This window comes from Microbacterium hydrocarbonoxydans, from assembly GCF_023715885.1.
GTDB lineage: Bacteria > Actinomycetota > Actinomycetes > Actinomycetales > Microbacteriaceae > Microbacterium > Microbacterium hydrocarbonoxydans_C.
The window spans coordinates 545846-561103 of record NZ_JAMBOY010000002.1; the positions used below are offsets into that span (position 1 = coordinate 545846).

The 15258-nt window shown below is 68.9% G+C and carries 16 protein-coding genes; 9 read left to right on the top strand and 7 right to left on the bottom strand.

What is annotated here, in order from left to right; translation table 11 throughout:
- Positions 1–3: 3 nt before the first annotated feature.
- Entirely contained in the window at positions 4–744 is a 741-nt protein-coding gene (locus M3195_RS06910) for a class I SAM-dependent methyltransferase (RefSeq protein ID WP_251585925.1), read from the bottom strand.
- A gap of 59 nt (positions 745–803) precedes the next feature.
- On the opposite strand from M3195_RS06910, the gene M3195_RS06915 reads away from it, so the two are divergent.
- Both M3195_RS06915 and M3195_RS06920 read left to right on the top strand, forming a co-directional pair.
- Positions 804–1427 (top strand): exonuclease domain-containing protein, encoded by a 624-nt coding sequence (locus M3195_RS06915; RefSeq protein ID WP_251585927.1) that lies wholly within the window; start codon positions 804–806, stop codon positions 1425–1427.
- Between the two features lie 72 nt (positions 1428–1499).
- Positions 1500–2759, top strand: a complete 1260-nt coding sequence (locus M3195_RS06920) for a DNA recombination protein RmuC (RefSeq protein WP_251585929.1) — start codon at positions 1500–1502, stop codon at positions 2757–2759.
- Positions 2760–2784: 25 nt separating this feature from the next.
- On the opposite strand, the gene M3195_RS06925 is transcribed toward M3195_RS06920, so the two are convergent.
- Both M3195_RS06925 and glpX read right to left on the bottom strand, forming a co-directional pair.
- Complete coding sequence (locus tag M3195_RS06925) at positions 2785–3087, bottom strand: hypothetical protein (RefSeq protein WP_251585930.1); 303 nt, start codon at positions 3085–3087, stop codon at positions 2785–2787.
- Positions 3088–3245: 158 nt separating this feature from the next.
- Positions 3246–4232: a class II fructose-bisphosphatase gene (gene glpX, locus M3195_RS06930; RefSeq protein WP_251585932.1), complete on the bottom strand. Its 987-nt coding sequence runs from the start codon at positions 4230–4232 to the stop codon at positions 3246–3248.
- 182 nt (positions 4233–4414) lie between these two features.
- Between glpX and fbaA the strand changes: the two genes are divergently transcribed.
- Entirely contained in the window at positions 4415–5443 is a 1029-nt protein-coding gene (fbaA, locus tag M3195_RS06935; protein ID WP_251585934.1) for a class II fructose-bisphosphate aldolase, read from the top strand.
- Positions 5444–5508: 65 nt separating this feature from the next.
- Here fbaA and M3195_RS06940 read toward each other — a convergent pair whose 3' ends face one another.
- From M3195_RS06940 to M3195_RS06950, 3 genes are all read right to left on the bottom strand, one after another.
- On the bottom strand, positions 5509–6030 hold the full coding sequence (locus tag M3195_RS06940; protein ID WP_251585936.1) for a DUF6264 family protein: 522 nt from the start codon (positions 6028–6030) through the stop codon (positions 5509–5511).
- Positions 6031–6283: 253 nt separating this feature from the next.
- Positions 6284–7072: an IclR family transcriptional regulator gene (locus M3195_RS17085; RefSeq protein WP_251585938.1), complete on the bottom strand. Its 789-nt coding sequence runs from the start codon at positions 7070–7072 to the stop codon at positions 6284–6286.
- Between the two features lie 2 nt (positions 7073–7074).
- Positions 7075–8118 carry a 4-hydroxy-3-methylbut-2-enyl diphosphate reductase gene (locus M3195_RS06950; RefSeq protein WP_308211573.1) on the bottom strand — a complete coding sequence of 348 codons (1044 nt, stop codon included), beginning with the start codon at positions 8116–8118 and terminating at the stop codon, positions 7075–7077.
- A 90-nt stretch (positions 8119–8208) separates the two neighbouring features.
- On the opposite strand from M3195_RS06950, the gene xseA reads away from it, so the two are divergent.
- From xseA to M3195_RS06980, 6 genes are all read left to right on the top strand, one after another.
- On the top strand, positions 8209–9489 hold the full coding sequence (gene xseA, locus M3195_RS06955) for an exodeoxyribonuclease VII large subunit (protein ID WP_251585942.1): 1281 nt from the start codon (positions 8209–8211) through the stop codon (positions 9487–9489).
- A gap of 110 nt (positions 9490–9599) precedes the next feature.
- Complete coding sequence (locus tag M3195_RS06960; protein WP_251585944.1) at positions 9600–9839, top strand: exodeoxyribonuclease VII small subunit; 240 nt, start codon at positions 9600–9602, stop codon at positions 9837–9839.
- On the top strand, positions 9836–10474 hold the full coding sequence (locus tag M3195_RS06965; RefSeq protein ID WP_251585945.1) for a DUF4245 family protein: 639 nt from the start codon (positions 9836–9838) through the stop codon (positions 10472–10474). Before M3195_RS06960 ends, M3195_RS06965 begins: the two co-directional genes overlap by 4 nt.
- 3 nt (positions 10475–10477) lie before the next feature.
- Complete coding sequence (locus tag M3195_RS06970; RefSeq protein WP_251585946.1) at positions 10478–11167, top strand: carbonic anhydrase; 690 nt, start codon at positions 10478–10480, stop codon at positions 11165–11167.
- Positions 11164–12564, top strand: a complete 1401-nt coding sequence (locus tag M3195_RS06975; protein WP_251585947.1) for a class II fumarate hydratase — start codon at positions 11164–11166, stop codon at positions 12562–12564. Before M3195_RS06970 ends, M3195_RS06975 begins: the two co-directional genes overlap by 4 nt.
- Positions 12565–12826: 262 nt before the next feature.
- Positions 12827–13663 carry a type IV toxin-antitoxin system AbiEi family antitoxin domain-containing protein gene (locus M3195_RS06980; protein ID WP_251585949.1) on the top strand — a complete coding sequence of 279 codons (837 nt, stop codon included), beginning with the start codon at positions 12827–12829 and terminating at the stop codon, positions 13661–13663.
- Positions 13664–13829: 166 nt separating this feature from the next.
- Here M3195_RS06980 and M3195_RS06985 read toward each other — a convergent pair whose 3' ends face one another.
- Entirely contained in the window at positions 13830–15215 is a 1386-nt protein-coding gene (locus M3195_RS06985; protein ID WP_374209307.1) for a PhoH family protein, read from the bottom strand.
- Between the last annotated feature and the right edge of the window lie 43 nt (positions 15216–15258).

Sequence of the window (15258 nt, forward strand, 5' to 3'; positions counted from 1 at the left end):
CCGTCAGCCCTTGCGGCTGCGGAACGCCCGCGTGACATACGGGAGGTCGATCGTCGCGTCGCCCTCGAGGCCGAGCTCGTCGAACAGCGCATCCATGTTCCGACGGATGCGCTGCTTCTCCTCGTCCGACGCGGCGATGACGTAACTCCGCGAGGACGCCATCCGGTGCAGCAGCTCCCGCGTGATCGGACGCACCCACTCCCACGACTGCTCCTCGAGCGCCCCCATCGGCGGCACGACCTCGGGTCCCCCTTCTGCGAGCATGACCTCCGCGTGGCTGCCGTGCATGATCTCGGTGAGGCGGCGCACCCAGTCGACGCGTTCGTCCCGGATATTCCAGATCAGCCCGAGCACGCCGCCGTCGCGGAGCACCCGACCGACCTCCGCCGAGCCGCGCACCGGATCGACCCAGTGCCACGCCTGGCCGAGCACGACGGCGTCGAGACCGGCGTCCGGGAGGGGCAGGTTCTCGGCGGTGCCCACGAACGTCGGCACCCCGGGGATCGCTCCGCGCAGAGTCGCGAGCATCTCGGCATCCGGATCGATCGCGACGATCTGGGCATCCGGCGCCTTGGCAAGGACGCGCGTGAGCTTGCCGGTCCCGGCGCCGACGTCGGCGATGCGGTGCGAGTCGGCGGGTAGCGGCTCCAGCATCCACGCCACGGCCTCGAACGGGTAGTCGGGTCGGCCGAGCTCGTAGTTGTGCGCCTCGGCGCCGAAGGATGTCGACAGTCCATCGCTCATGTCGTCAGCCTACGGCGCGTCCTCCTCACCGCTCGTTCCCTGCGGGAGAGAGTGGAGAGGTGCCCATGGACTTCACCGCGATCGACTTCGAGACGGCGAACTCCAGCCCCGCCTCCGCCTGCTCCGTCGGACTCGTCCGAGTCCGCGACGGCCGCGTCGTCGCAACGGCGGGATGGCTGATCCGCCCGCCTGCGGGACACGACGAGTTCCAGGAGTGGAACGTGAGGATCCACGGGATCCGCGCGCAGGACGTGGTTTCGGCCGCATCATGGATCGATCAATTCGCCGCGCTGTGCGACTTCGCCGGCTCCGACGTGCTCGTGGCGCACAACGCCGGATTCGACCTCAACGTCCTCCGGCGGGCGTCGGAGGCGACGGGTCTCGACTGCCCTCCGTACCGCTCGCTCTGCAGCCTGCAGGTGGCCCGCAAGGTGTACGACCTCGAGTCGTACCGACTTCCGAAAGCCGCCGAGGCGGCCGGGTTCACCGGCTTCTCCCACCACGACGCCCTCGCGGATGCACTGGCGTGCGCGCACATCGTGATGGATGCCGCGCAGCGCCTCGCTGTGCCCGACGTGTTCACCCTCGCGGAGGCTCTCGGCCTGCGGGTGACGACTCCTCGCGCACCGCAGCCGCGCCCCGCCGAGACGCTCGTCGCCGCGCAAGACCTCGCGGTCGCCTGACGCCTACTCCTCTGGTCGCCCGAACACCGGGTCGTTCCGGGGAATGTCGGAGGCCGCGGGCACCATGGAGCCATGGATGCTCTGACGATCGTTCTCCTGCTCGCGGCGCTGCTGCTCGGCGCCGCAGGCGAATGGGTGCTTCGCGCCGGACGCGGCGGTGTCGACCTCGCGCGCGCCGAGGCCGAGCTCGCCGCCCTGCGTGACGACCGCGACCGGCAGTACGACCTGTATCGGGATGCCGTCGAGCACTCGCGTTCGGCGCAGCGGGCCGAAGCCGAGCGCGTGCAGCAGCAGAACGCCGTTCTCACGGCCCTCGCACCCGTGCGCGAGAGTCTGCGACAGATGCAGACGAAGGTGTCGGCCATGGAGCAGGAGCGTCATGAGCAGTTCGGCTCGTTGGCCGAGCAGCTGCGACGGGCACAGGAGTCCGATGAGGCCCTGCGCGCGACGACCGAGTCGCTCGCCGGAGCGCTCCGATCGACGGCGACGCGCGGCGTCTGGGGCGAGACCCAGCTCCGCCGTGTCGTCGAAGCAGCCGGACTCACCCGGCACGTCGACTTCGACCTGCAGACGACCATCGCCTCCGACCGCGGCCAGGGTCGCCCCGACATGGTGATCCGTCTGGCGGGCGGCGCATCGATCGCGGTCGACGCCAAGGTCCCGCTCGACTCGTTCCTCGAGGCTTCGGCGCTCCCGGTCGGCGACGCGCACGAGGCGCAGCGGCGCGTGCACATGCAGAAGCACGTCAAAGCCGTACGCGCGCACATCGACGCGCTCGCGAAGAAGGCGTACTGGTCCGGGCTCGAGTCGGGTCCTGAGTTCGTGATCTGCTTCCTGCCCAGTGAGTCCCTGCTGTCCGCTGCCATCGATGAGGACCCCACCCTGCTCGACTACGCCTTCGGCCGACGCGTCGCGCTGGCCTCGCCGGTCAACCTGTGGGCGGTGCTCAAGACAGTCGCCTACACGTGGACGCAGCAGGAGGTCTCGACCGAGGCCCGTGCTCTTCTCGCACTGGGTACGCAACTCTACGACCGCCTCGGCGTCCTCGCCGGGCATGCCGACGATCTGCGTCGCGCTCTGGACCGCACGGTCGAGAGCTACAACCGCTTCGCCGGCTCGCTCGAGAGCCGGGTACTCGTGACTGCGCGCCAGTTCCCCGGCATTGACACGGCGGGGCTGACCGAGTCACCGAAGGGTGTGACCACGCAGACGCGACGCTTCACCGCACCCGAGCTGATCGAGGGTGGTCAGCCCATCGATCACGCCCTGTTCGCCGACGTGGGCGAGGTGCGTTCGCGTGCGGAGGGGGCGGTCGAGCGCAGCGGCGACTGATTCCCCGCCGTGCAGAATGACCGGATCAGGCGATGCCGGGCACGCCGCTCATCAGCAGGATGACGAGACCGCTCGTGACCACGAACGCACCGATCATCCACCACGAGCTGAGCTCATGTCCTTCGTCACGGCGCTTGCGGAACAGCACGTCCGCGCGACGCGCAGGATCGGTGACGACGGGCGACGGCGCTCCGGGAGGCGTCGCTGCGGGCGCCGCGGCTCCGGGCGCCGAGATCTCGTCGACGTTCACACGCAGGATGCGACCTGTGTTGGTGGTGACGATCTTCGTCCGCGCGGCCTGAGAACCACTCGTCTGCTGCGTTGCCATCTGTTCGCCCTCCTGTGCCTGCGGTGCCTGGCGGCTCCGTCGACGGCGACAAACCCAGGGTCAATTGTGACACGACCCCGCAGGAAAGCTCGGCGCCGGGTCGCCGCGAGGGCATACCGGCTCGGTAACGATGACCCGACGACGCAGCCCCGATCAGGTCAGAGCCACTTCGAGACGAGGTGCTCCGAAGCGATGCGACGCAGTGTTCCCGAGGCCCCGCGCAGCACGACGCTCTCGGTGTAGATGTACCCGTGCTCGCGACGGACGCCGGCGACGAGCTGGCCATCGGTGACGCCCGTCGCGACGAAGATCGTGTTGTCCCCGCGCACGAGGTCATCGGCCTCGTAGACCTTGTCCATGTCCAGCCCGGCGTCGATGCCACGCTGCCGCTCGTCGTCGTCGCGGGGCCACAGGCGACCCTGGATGTGTCCCCCCAGAGCCTTGATCGCGCACGCGGTGACGATCCCCTCCGGGCTGCCTCCGACACCGACGCACATGTCCGTCCGCGCGGCGTGTCGCGCCGCGTTGATGCCGCCGGCCACATCGCCGTCGCTCATCAAACGGGTGCCGGCTCCGGCATCCCTGATCTCCTGGATGAGCTTCTCGTGCCGCGGCCGATTCAGCACCGAGACCACGATCTCGTCCACCGGCTTGCCCAGCGCGCCCGCGAGCTTGCGGATGTTCTCGCCGATCGGAAGTCGGATGTCGACGACGCCGACGCCCGCGGGTCCGGTGACGAGCTTGTCCATGTAGAAGACGCTCGAAGCGTCGAGCATCGAGCCGCGATCCGACACCGCGATCACCGAGAGCGCGTTCTGACGACCGGCGGCGGTCAGCGAGGTGCCGTCGATCGGATCCACAGCGATGTCGCACTCGGGCCCGGTGCCGGTTCCGACGACCTCGCCGTTGAACAGCATCGGGGCGTTGTCCTTCTCCCCCTCGCCGATCACGACCCGACCCTGGAACGCGACCGTGCCGAGGAACGCGCGCATCGCGTCGACCGCCGCACCGTCGGCCGCCTCCTTGGCGCCGCGGCCGATGAAGGGAACGGCTCGGATCGCCGCCGCCTCAGTCGCGCGCACCAGCTCCATTGCGAGGTTTCGGTCGGGACGCAGGGGGCTCAGATCGGCCGTCAGACTCACCATGCGGTCAGCCTAGCCATGGAGCAGTGACAGCGAGCCGGTTTTCGGCGCCTCGAGCCCGAAGGAATTGCGATTCTTAACGTCAGGGCAGGGAGCGACCTCCGGCATGACGTCCTCGACGGCATCCGAACATCGACCCCGATAGAGTGACAGCTGTCCCGGCTTCACCTATCGCAGGAGTTCTCATGCCCGTCGCCACCCCGGATCAGTACGCCGAAATGCTCGACCGCGCGAAGGCCGGCGGCTTCGCGTACCCCGCCTTCAACGTCTCCAGCTCGCAGACGATCAACGCCGTCCTGCAGGGCCTGACCGAGGCCGGCTCCGACGGCATCATCCAGGTCACCACGGGCGGTGCCGACTACTTCGCAGGCCACACCGTCAAGGCCCGCGCCACCGGCGCTCTCGCTTTCGCGCGCTACGCGACCGAGGTCGCCAAGAACTACCCCGTCACCGTGGCGCTGCACACCGACCACTGCCCGAAGGATGCCCTCGCCGGCTTCGTCGAGCCGCTCATCGCGGCATCCGAGGAAGAGGTGAAGGCCGGCCGCAACCCGATCTTCCAATCGCACATGTGGGACGGCTCGGCCGTGCCGCTCGCGGAGAACATCGAGATCGCGAAGGACCTCCTCCCCCGCATGAAGGCGATCAACGCGATCCTCGAGGTCGAGATCGGCGTCGTCGGCGGCGAGGAGGACGGCGTCGCGCACGAGGGCTCCAACGAGGCGCTCTACACGACGTTCGCCGACGTCGACCAGGCCGTGCAGGCGCTGGGCCTCGGCGAGCAGGGCCGCTACATCGCGGCGCTCACGTTCGGAAACGTCCACGGGGTCTACAAGCCGGGTGGCGTGAAGCTGCGTCCGGAGCTCCTGGGCGCGATCCAGGAGCAGGTGGCTGCGAAGTACAACACGGGCCCCAAGCCGCTCGATCTCGTCTTCCACGGCGGCTCGGGCTCGACCGACGACGAGATCGCGCTCGCGGTCGCGAACGGCGTCATCAAGATGAACATCGACACCGACACGCAGTACGCATACACGCGGGCGATCGCGGACTACATGTTCAAGAACTACGACGGCGTCCTGAAGGTCGACGGCGAGGTCGGCAACAAGAAGCAGTACGACCCGCGCGCCTGGGGCAAGATCGCCGAGACCGCGATGGCAGCTCGCGTCGTCGAATCGACGCGCCAGCTCGGCTCGTACGGCCAGTCGAAGAGCTGACCCACCGCTGACAGACGGATGCCCCGGCCGAGTCGGCCGGGGCATCCGTGCATTCCGGACCTGTGTCAGCGTCCGGTGGTGCTCGTGATGTACCCGATGAACGCCGGGTCACCCATCATCGGGATGGCCGCGCAGATCGACGTGAGCAGCAGGGTGATCACCGCTCCGACGATGGGCACCCACCAGCTGAGGCGTCTGCCGCGCAGCCGTCGTAGCGAGACCGCCGCGGTCAGAGACCACCCGACCACGAGCACGATCGCGGCTATGGTGCCCCAGACGCGCCCCTGCGCGATGTTGGTGAACTCGCCATCGACGCCGACGACTTTCATGACCTCGTTCATCGCGGTCGGAAAATCCAGGTAGGAGATCGCGGTCAGAACGACGTTGATGAGGCCGTAGGCGAGCAGTGCGATCGTGACGAACCGGTCGACGGGATTCTTCGGCCAAGCGGGCAGCTCCGCCTCGGTCGCAGCCGGAGCAGCGGCGACGGCGGCATCCGGCATCTCGTCGAGCGGGGGCAGGCCCGCCGCCCTGCGCTGTTCCTCGGGAGTGGCGAGCTCTCCATACTGCGGCCGCTGATCGGTCATCCCGTCATGCTATCCGGGCCACCTTCGAGCGACTCCCAGAGGAGTCGCCCGCAAAACGATGACGGCCCCGGAGGCTTGGGGAATCCTCGGGGCCGCGGACGGCGGTGCTGGGGACACGTGCCGTCCTGATGGTAGATGGAACGCTGGGGACGTTCTCACACCAGTAGCCTCGTTTGCACAGAGGACTACATCTTGATGATAGGAGCTGCCGTCTGCGCCCACCAGGGCGATTTCTTCAGATAGTGAAACAACCTCAGATGGAGAAGTCGGGAGACGGAGTGCTCCCGTCGAGAGCGTCGGCACCCAACTGCAGAGACAGCCTCTGCGCCGCCCGCTGCATCAACGTCACCAGGCTCCGCCCCACGATGTGATCCGACGGCAGCGAGATGGCCAGAGACGCCATGACGTTGGGGGCGATCACCGGGACGGCCACGCACGTGTTCCCGATCGCGTACTCCTCCTGGTCGACGGCGAATCCCGGCGAGTGCTCGAGCTGCGTGAGCAGGGTCCGACGATCGCTGATGGTCCTCGGAGTCAGCTCCTCGAGACGGTGCCGCGACAGATAATCCAGCCGCTCGTCGTCGGAGAGGTCCGCGAGGATCTGCTTGCCGAGCGCCGTCGCGTGCGCGCTGGCGTCGAGACCGACCCAGAGCTCGATGCGGGGATTGCGCACGGCGTCGACGATGTCGACGAGGTGCATCTCACCGTCGTGGTATCGCGACAGGTACGCCGTCGCGCCGATCTCGTCGGTGACGGCGCGGAGTGCCGACCGCACCCGAGCGAGGAACACCCCTCGCGCCTCGGTCTCCGATTGGAAGGCCGGGAAGCGAGTCCCGAGGACAAGCCCATCGGGTTCGCTCGTGAGGTAGCCCTCGTGGATCAGGGTGCGCACGAGGTTGTACGTCGTGCCGGTGGTGAGTCCCGTGACGGCGGAGAGAGTCTTCACCGGCATCGGGCGAGGCGAGTTGGCGACGATGTCGACCAGGCGCAGCGCGCGCTGCACCGACCCGATGAGGGTCGGCTCCGCCTCGGCGGCGTTCACCGCTATGCGCCTCCGCCAGACGCGCGACCTCCCAGTGCCCGCGAGTCTCGCTGACCCGAGGCATCCTGTCGCAGTTCCTTCGGCAGGGAGAACATGAGGTCCTCCTCGGCCGTCTTCACCTCTTCGACGTCCCGGTAACCGGCGCCGTCGAGGGCGTCGAGCACCTCGCGCACCAGCACTTCGGGCACCGAGGCCCCGCTGGTCACACCGACGGTGGCGACGCCGTCGAGCCACTCCTGCTTGACCTCCTCCGCGTAGTCCACGCGGTAGGCGGCCTTGGCGCCGTACTCGAGGGCGACCTCGACGAGACGCACACTGTTCGACGAGTTCGCGGACCCGACGACGATGACGAGATCCGCGTCCTTCGCGACCTTCTTGATCGCGACCTGGCGGTTCTGGGTCGCGTAGCAGATGTCGTCGGACGGCGGGTTGTGCAGTTCGGGGAAGCGGGTGCGCAGACGGTTGACGGTCTCCATCGTCTCGTCGACCGACAGCGTGGTCTGCGAGAGCCAGACGACCTTCGACGGGTCCTTCACCTCGACCGTGTCGGCCTCCTCCGGGGAGTTCACGACGGTGACGTGCTCCGGAGCCTCTCCCGCCGTGCCCTCGACCTCTTCGTGGCCGTCGTGACCGATGAGCAGGATCTCGAAGTCGTCGCGCGCGAAGCGCACGGCCTCGCGGTGCACCTTGGTGACGAGGGGGCAGGTGGCGTCGATCGCGTGGAGCCCTCGATCGGATGCCGCGTTCACGACCGCCGGCGACACTCCGTGCGCGCTGAAGACGACGTGCGCGCCTTCGGGGATCTCGTCGACCTCCTCCACGAAGATCGCGCCCTTCTCCTCGAGCTCTGTCACGACGTGGATGTTGTGCACGATCTGCTTGCGCACGTAGACGGGCGCGCCGTAGCGCTCGAGCGCCTTCTCGACCGCGACCACGGCGCGGTCGACGCCGGCGCAGTATCCGCGCGGGGCGGCGAGCAGAACACGCTTCTGTCCGACCACCGGGTTATCCTGAAGCCGACCTGCCGCCGCACGTACTCGTGGGATGCGGGGAGTCGGGAGATGAACGGCAGTCGAAGTCACCCTTCGATTCTACCGTCGGCTACCTGAGCAGGACCGGGAAGGTGCACTGAGCGGATGACAGTCTTCGAAGCGTCGACACGCCCCGGCGAGACGCCTCCCGCCGACGCCGTCGCTCCGCGGGATTCGTCGGCCTCCGCCCCGACCTCGGTGGCGCGGTTGAACGCCACGATCCGCGACTTCGTCGCCCGCTGGAACACTGTCTGGGTCGAGGGCGAGATCACCTCGTGGAACGTCCGCGCCGGCAACATCTTCGCCCGGCTGAAGGACACGCGCTCCGATGCCCAGATCTCGATCCGCATCTGGTCGAGCGTGCGGCCGCGGATCCCGAACGACCTCGGTGTCGGCGACCACGTCGTCGCAGCGGTCAAGGCCGACTACTTCGTGAAGTCCGGCGACTTCAGCTTCGCGGTGTCGGCCATGAAGCACGTCGGCCTCGGCGACCAGCTCGAACGCCTCGAGCGGCTGCGTGCGCAGCTCCGGCAGGAGGGTCTGTTCGATCCCGCACGCAAGAAACGACTGCCCTTCCTCCCGCACGTGATCGGCCTCATCACCGGCGAGCGGTCGGATGCCGAGAAGGATGTGCACCGCAACGCCGAGCTGCGCTGGCCGCAGGTGCGGTTCCGCACCGAGTACGCGGCGGTGCAGGGCGATCGGTGCGTGCCTGACACCCTGGCCGCCCTCGCGCGGCTCGACGCCGATCCCGACGTCGACGTCATCGTCATAGCCCGCGGTGGCGGCGATCCGCAGACCCTGCTCGGCTTCAGCGACGAGCGCCTGGTGCGCGCCGTCGCGGCGGCATCCACCCCCGTCGTGAGCGCGATCGGTCACGAGAACGACCATCCCCTGCTCGACGACGTCGCCGACTTGCGCGCATCGACCCCGACCGATGCTGCGAAGCGCGTCGTGCCGGACGTGAGCGAGCAGCGAGCGGTCATCGCCCAGCTGCGCGCGCGGGCGACGTCACGTCTCACCCAGCGGATCACGCACGACATCGCCCAGCTGGAACAACTGCGTTCACGGCCTGCGCTGCGGTCCCCCGATCCGATCATCGACTCGCGCTCGCAGGAGGTGTGGCTCATGCTCTCCCGGGGCCGCGACAGCATCACCCGGCAGCTCGACGCCGCGGGAAGGAAGACGAGCGAGCTGCGGGCCTCGCTGCGCGCGCTCTCCCCCGCGGCGACGCTCGCCCGTGGGTACGCGATCGCGCACCTCGACGGGGGCCCGATCCTCCGGGACGCCGCCGATGCTCCGGCGGGCAGCGCTCTCACCATCACCGTCGATCGCGGCTCGATCGCCGCCCGGTCCGAGGGCGAGATCGCCGAGAGCGACGGCTGACGTCGGACGGCTCCCGAGCCCGTCGTCGCGCCGGGACCACCGTCTGCGGAGACCGCGCGACGCCGGTCTCTCCGGGTGAGCGCGCTGCACGCACCGCGTAGGATGGAGGCGTGAGTGCGCTGAACGACACCCCTGTGGAGACGCTGTCGTTCGAGGCCGCGCGCGACGAGCTCGTCACGGTGGTGGCGGAACTCGAACAGGGCGCGCCGACCCTCGAGCAGTCGCTGGCCCTGTGGGAGCGCGGCGAGGCCCTCGCCGCCCGCTGCGAGGAGTGGCTCCTCGGCGCGAAGCGCCGCCTGGACGCTGCCAGGGCCGCGGCATCCGACTCGCCCGAGCGAGCGGAATCATGAGCAAGCGCTCCCCGATCGTGGCCGAGCTCGGCCGCCCCGAGACGCCGGAGGAGACCGCGGCTCGCAAGGCCGAGTTCAGCAAGGCGTACCGGTCGAGTCAGACGGTGCGCGGACTCATCGCCGCTCTGCTCGCCACCCTGGCGATCGTCGTCGTCATCGTGCTGGCCGTCCCCCGTGGCGAGCCCGCGACCGAGCGGAAGATCGACGTGACCGGCATCGCCGCCGACGTGGAGTCGTCGCTCGGCAGCCCCGTCATCGTCCCCGAGCTCGACGACTTCTGGCGCGTGAACGCCGCGGGTCTCACGAGCGGTGCCACACCCGTGTGGGATGTGACCCTGGCACCGGCAGCGGAGAACGAGCGCGGATTCATCAAGCTTGCCCAGGCCTTCGGGGTCGACTCGTCGTGGGCGCCGCAGCGACTGAACGGCGTCGCGCCGACCGATACCACCTCGATCGGCGGAATCGAGTGGGACGTCTACTCGCTCGGCGACGCCGGCGCCGAGCAGAACGTCACCTACGCCATCGGCACTCAGGCCGGCGAGGACTACGTGCTGCTGTACGGCTCGCGGTCGGCCGAATCGACAGCAGACCTCGCCGAAACCCTCGTCCCCCAGATCCGCGACCTCTCGGAGTAGCCCATGACGCACCCGCTCACGCCCGCCGCCGCCTGGACGCAGATGCAGGAGGGGAATCGGCGATTCGTGAACGACGAGCCCCGTCACCCCAATCAGGACGTGGCGAGGCGCCGCGACCTGGAGGCCGCTCAGCATCCCGTGGCGACCCTCTTCGGGTGCTCCGACTCCCGCCTCGCCGCCGAGATCATCTTCGACCTCGGCCTCGGCGACCTCTTCGTCGTGCGCAACGCCGGCCAGGTGATCGGCGAGTCCATCGTCGCGAGCCTCGAGTACGCCGTGGCAGTGCTCGAGGTGCCGCTGATCGTGGTGCTCGCACATGACTCGTGCGGCGCCGTGCGCGCCGCGATCGACGGCACCGCGATCGATGCCGACCCGCTGCCTCCGCACATCTGGAAGCTCATCGCCCCGATCGTGCCCGCGGCCCGGAAGGTGCTCGCCGAGAGCGGCGGATCGACCGTCGACGAGATCGACGCCGAGCTCGTCGGTCGCGAGCACCTGCGCAACACCGTCGGCGACCTGCTGCAGTCGTCCGAGATCATCTCGAACGCCGTCGCCGATGGGCGACTGGGCATCGTGGGCGCGAACTACCGACTCGCAGAGGGCACCGCAGTGCCCGTCATCACCGTCGGCATCGAGCCCGACGGCATCGAGACCGAGGGGCAGAGCCCCGCAACCAAGGAAGGTTCGGAATGACCGACACCCAGCAGGAGTACCGCATCGAGCACGACACCATGGGCGAGGTGCGGGTGCCCGTCAACGCGCTCTATGGGGCGCAGACCCAGCGTGCGGTGGAGAACTTCCCGATCTCGGGCAAGGGCCTGGAGTCGGCGCAGATCGCCGCGCTCGCCCGCATCAAGAAGGCGGCAGCGCTCGCAAACAAGGAGCTCGGCACGCTCGACGGCGCGATCGCCGACGCCATCGCGCAGGCCGCCGACCAGGTGGCCACCGGCACGCACGACGGCGAGTTCCCCGTCGACACCTATCAGACCGGTTCCGGCACGTCGTCGAACATGAACATGAATGAGGTCCTGGCGACGCTGGCGACCCGCATCCTCGGCGCGAACGTGCACCCGAACGACCACGTCAACGCCTCGCAGTCGTCGAACGACGTCTTCCCGACCTCCGTGCACATCGCCGTCACGCAGGCGCTCATCGACACGCTCATCCCGGCTCTCGACCACCTCGCCGTCGCTCTCGAGGCGAAGGCGGAGCTGTGGAAGGATGCTGTCAAGTCCGGCCGCACGCATCTCATGGACGCCACTCCGGTCACCCTCGGTCAGGAGTTCGGCGGCTACGCTCGTCAGATCCGCCTGGGCATCGAGCGCGTGCAGTCCGCGCTCCCCCGCGTCGCCGAGGTGCCCCTGGGCGGTACCGCCACCGGCACCGGCATCAACACCCCGCTCGGCTTCCCGCAGAAGGTCATCGAGCTTCTCGCTTCCGAGACCGAGCTGCCGATCACCGAGGCGAAGGACCACTTCGAGGCGCAGGGCGCCCGCGACGGTCTCGTCGAGGCATCGGGCGCGCTGCGCACCATCGCCGTCTCCCTCACGAAGATCAACAACGACCTGCGCTGGATGGGCTCCGGCCCCAACACGGGTCTCGGCGAGCTGCACATCCCCGACCTGCAGCCGGGATCGTCGATCATGCCGGGCAAGGTCAACCCCGTCGTGCCGGAGGCCGTGCTCATGGTGTGCGCGCGCGTGATCGGCAACGACGCGACGGTCGCCTGGGCCGGAGCATCCGGTTCCTTCGAGCTGAACGTCGCCATCCCCGTCATGGGCACGGCTCTGCTCGAGTCGATCCGTCTGCTCGCGAACGCCTCGCGCGTGCTCGCCGACAAGACCGTCGACGGCCTGCAGGCAAACCTCGAGCGCGCGGCGGCCTTCGCCGGCATGAGCCCGTCGATCGTGACCCCGCTCAACAAGCTCATCGGCTACGAGGCGGCGGCGAAGATCGCCAAGCACTCGGTCGCCAAGGGCATCACGGTGCGCGACGCGGTGATCGACCTCGGCTACGTCGAGCGCGGCGAGCTCACTCTCGAGCAGCTCGACGAGAAGCTCGACCTGCTCTCGATGACCCACCCGGGCTGACCCGGGTCGCGCCCCGCGCCTCCGGGCCGACACCCACTTCGGGGGCCGACACCCACTTCGGGGGCCGACACCCACTTCGGGGGCCGACACGCCAGATCACGACCAGGACGCGCGTTCCGGTCCGACATCCGGCGTGTCGGCCCCCGTTCTGTGTGACGCCACTTCTTCTGCTCCGACACGTCTTCGGAGCACCTGTCCCCAAGAACGGCCCTGTGGCGCGAACGCCGGTTCGGAAACGGACCCGAACGGCCACCCTGGGCTGATGCTCTCACCCCACGATGTCCTCACCACGCTCGGCGGTCTCGCGCGAGGAACCACGCTCCAAGGCGTCGGCGTCACGCGCCAACGACTCTCGCATGCGGTGAGGCGCGGCGAGATCGAGCGCGTGCGTCCCGGCGTCTTCGCGACCACGTCGCTGCAGGGCCAGGTCCGAGAAGCAGCGCTGCACGGCGGCGCACTCACCTGCGCGGCTGCTCTGCGCACCCACGGGATCTGGGTGTTCGACGACGACGATCGCCCGCACGTCTGGATCGGACGTCGCGGTCGCGCCTTCGACCACAGCGGATGCCGGTGCGTCAGCCATTACTTCCGCGGGAACGTCCCGCTGGGCGTCGTCGACGTCGAGACAGCCCTTGTGCAGGTGCACCGTTGCCTCGGTGACGAGGTGTTCTTCGCCGCGCTGGAGTCGGCGCTCAACCTGCGCCGACTCAGCAAGGCTGCGGTTCAGCGCATCCGTCGATCCCTTCCGCGGTACGCGCGGTGGCTCGTCGACCTGGCTCGAACGGACGCGCAGAGCGGGCTCGAATCGCTGCTGCGACTGCGTCTCCATCTGCTCGGATTCACGCTCGCCTGTCAGGTGGCGATTCACGGCGTGGGTCGTGTCGATTTCGTGATCGGCGACCGCCTCATCATCGAGGTGGACGGACGAGAGAATCACACCGGAGCCGCGAACCGGCACCGTGATCTGATGCGGGACGCCTCGGCCTCGGCCGCCGGCTACGAGACCCTGCGCTTCAGCTACGCGCAGATCGTGCACGGCTGGCCGGCCGTGCAGGCGGCGATCATGGGAGCCGCGGTGCGTGTGCACGAACACTCCTGAGACGCGACGATTCGGGGGCCGACACGCCACCATCCGGCCATTCGGCCCCGAAGAGTCCGTGATCTGGCGTGTCGGCCCCCACAGTGTCACACACCGCCCCCGCCCCGAGACACACGGATGCCGCAGGGACACGCCCCTGCGGCATCCGCCTGTTCCGTCCCGGTCTCTAGCTGAGCTCGCCGCCCTCCAGCAGTTCGGTGACGAGCGCGGCGATCGCCGAGCGCTCAGACCGCATGAGCGTCACATGGGCGAAGAGGTCGTGCCCCTTGAGGGTCTCGATCACGCTGGCGATGCCGTCGTGGCGTCCCACCCGCAGGTTGTCGCGCTGACCGACGTCGTGGGTGAGGATGACCCGGGAGTTCTGGCCCATCCGGCTCAGCACGGTCAACAGCACGTTGCGTTCGAGCGACTGCGCCTCGTCCACGATCACGAACGCGTCGTGCAGCGAGCGCCCGCGGATGTGCGTGAGCGGCAGCACCTCCAGCAGCCCGCGCTCGACGACCTCCTCCATGACGTTGCCGGAGACGACCGATCCGAGCGTGTCGAACACGGCCTGGCCCCACGGCCCCATCTTCTCGCCCTGGTCTCCGGGAAGGTACCCGAGCTCCTGACCCCCGACGGCGAACAGCGGACGGAAGACGATGATCTTCTTCTGCTGCTGACGCTCGAGCACGGCCTCCAGCCCGGCGCACAATGCGAGCGCCGACTTCCCCGTGCCGGCGCGGCCACCGAGCGACACGATCCCCACCTCCGGGTCGAGCAGCAGGTCGATGGCGATGCGCTGCTCGGCGGAGCGGCCGTGCATGCCGAAGATGTCGCGGTCACCGCGCACGAGGCGGTACTCGCCGTCTCCCGTGACGCGCCCCAGCGCCGAGCCCCGCTCGGAGTGGATGATGAGTCCGGTGTTCACGGGCAGGCCGCGAGCCTCTTCACTGATCCCGACCTCGCTCTCGTACAGGTCGCTGATCTCGTCACCCGACAGGTCGAGCGTGGTGATGCCCGTCCAGCCGGAGTCGACGGCCTGCTCTGCGAGGTACTCCTCGGCGCGGAGGCCCAGCGACGCGGCCTTCACGCGCATCGGAAGGTCCTTCGACACGATCGTGACGTCCTGGCCGTCCTGGGCGAGGTGCATCGCGACGGAGAGGATGCGGCTGTCGTTGTCGCTCAACCGGATGCCGGCGGGAAGCACCGACGTGTCGGCGTTGGCCAGCTCGACGCGGAGCGTGCCGCCTTCGCCGACCTCGACGGGGAAGTCCAGCCTGCCGTGCTCGATTCGCAGGTCGTCGAGGTGGCGCAGCGCCTGGCGCGCGAAGTAGCCGATCTCCGGGTCGTGACGCTTGCCCTCGAGCTCGGTGATGACGACGACCGGGAGGACGACGGAATGCTCCGCGAACCGGAACAGCGCCTGCGGATCGCTCAGCAGGACCGAGGTGTCGAGCACGTAGGTGCGCAGATCCTGATCAGGGACTGCGGACGTGGCCCGACTCGTCGTCTTACGGGTGGACTGCTGCGCGGTGCTGCTGGAGGACTGCTGCGCTGTACGTGAGGTCACGACCCACTCCCGACCCGGGGAATCCCGGCTATTCGAACGAGTC

Bases quoted from the DNA above. Each gene is read 5' to 3' on its own strand.
- M3195_RS06965 (WP_251585945.1), top strand. From the start codon at position 9,836: ATGAGCAAGCGCTCCCCGATCGTGGCCGAGCTCGGCCGCCCCGAGACG.
- fbaA (WP_251585934.1), top strand. From the start codon at position 4,415: ATGCCCGTCGCCACCCCGGATCAGTACGCCGAAATGCTCGACCGCGCG.
- M3195_RS06940 (WP_251585936.1), bottom strand. From the start codon at position 6,030: ATGACCGATCAGCGGCCGCAGTATGGAGAGCTCGCCACTCCCGAGGAA.
- M3195_RS06925 (WP_251585930.1), bottom strand. From the start codon at position 3,087: ATGGCAACGCAGCAGACGAGTGGTTCTCAGGCCGCGCGGACGAAGATC.
- M3195_RS06920 (WP_251585929.1), top strand. From the start codon at position 1,500: ATGGATGCTCTGACGATCGTTCTCCTGCTCGCGGCGCTGCTGCTCGGC.
- M3195_RS06910 (WP_251585925.1), bottom strand. From the start codon at position 744: ATGAGCGATGGACTGTCGACATCCTTCGGCGCCGAGGCGCACAACTAC.
- glpX (WP_251585932.1), bottom strand. From the start codon at position 4,232: ATGGTGAGTCTGACGGCCGATCTGAGCCCCCTGCGTCCCGACCGAAAC.
- M3195_RS06975 (WP_251585947.1), top strand. From the start codon at position 11,164: ATGACCGACACCCAGCAGGAGTACCGCATCGAGCACGACACCATGGGC.
- M3195_RS06980 (WP_251585949.1), top strand. From the start codon at position 12,827: ATGCTCTCACCCCACGATGTCCTCACCACGCTCGGCGGTCTCGCGCGA.
- M3195_RS06970 (WP_251585946.1), top strand. From the start codon at position 10,478: ATGACGCACCCGCTCACGCCCGCCGCCGCCTGGACGCAGATGCAGGAG.
- xseA (WP_251585942.1), top strand. From the start codon at position 8,209: ATGACAGTCTTCGAAGCGTCGACACGCCCCGGCGAGACGCCTCCCGCC.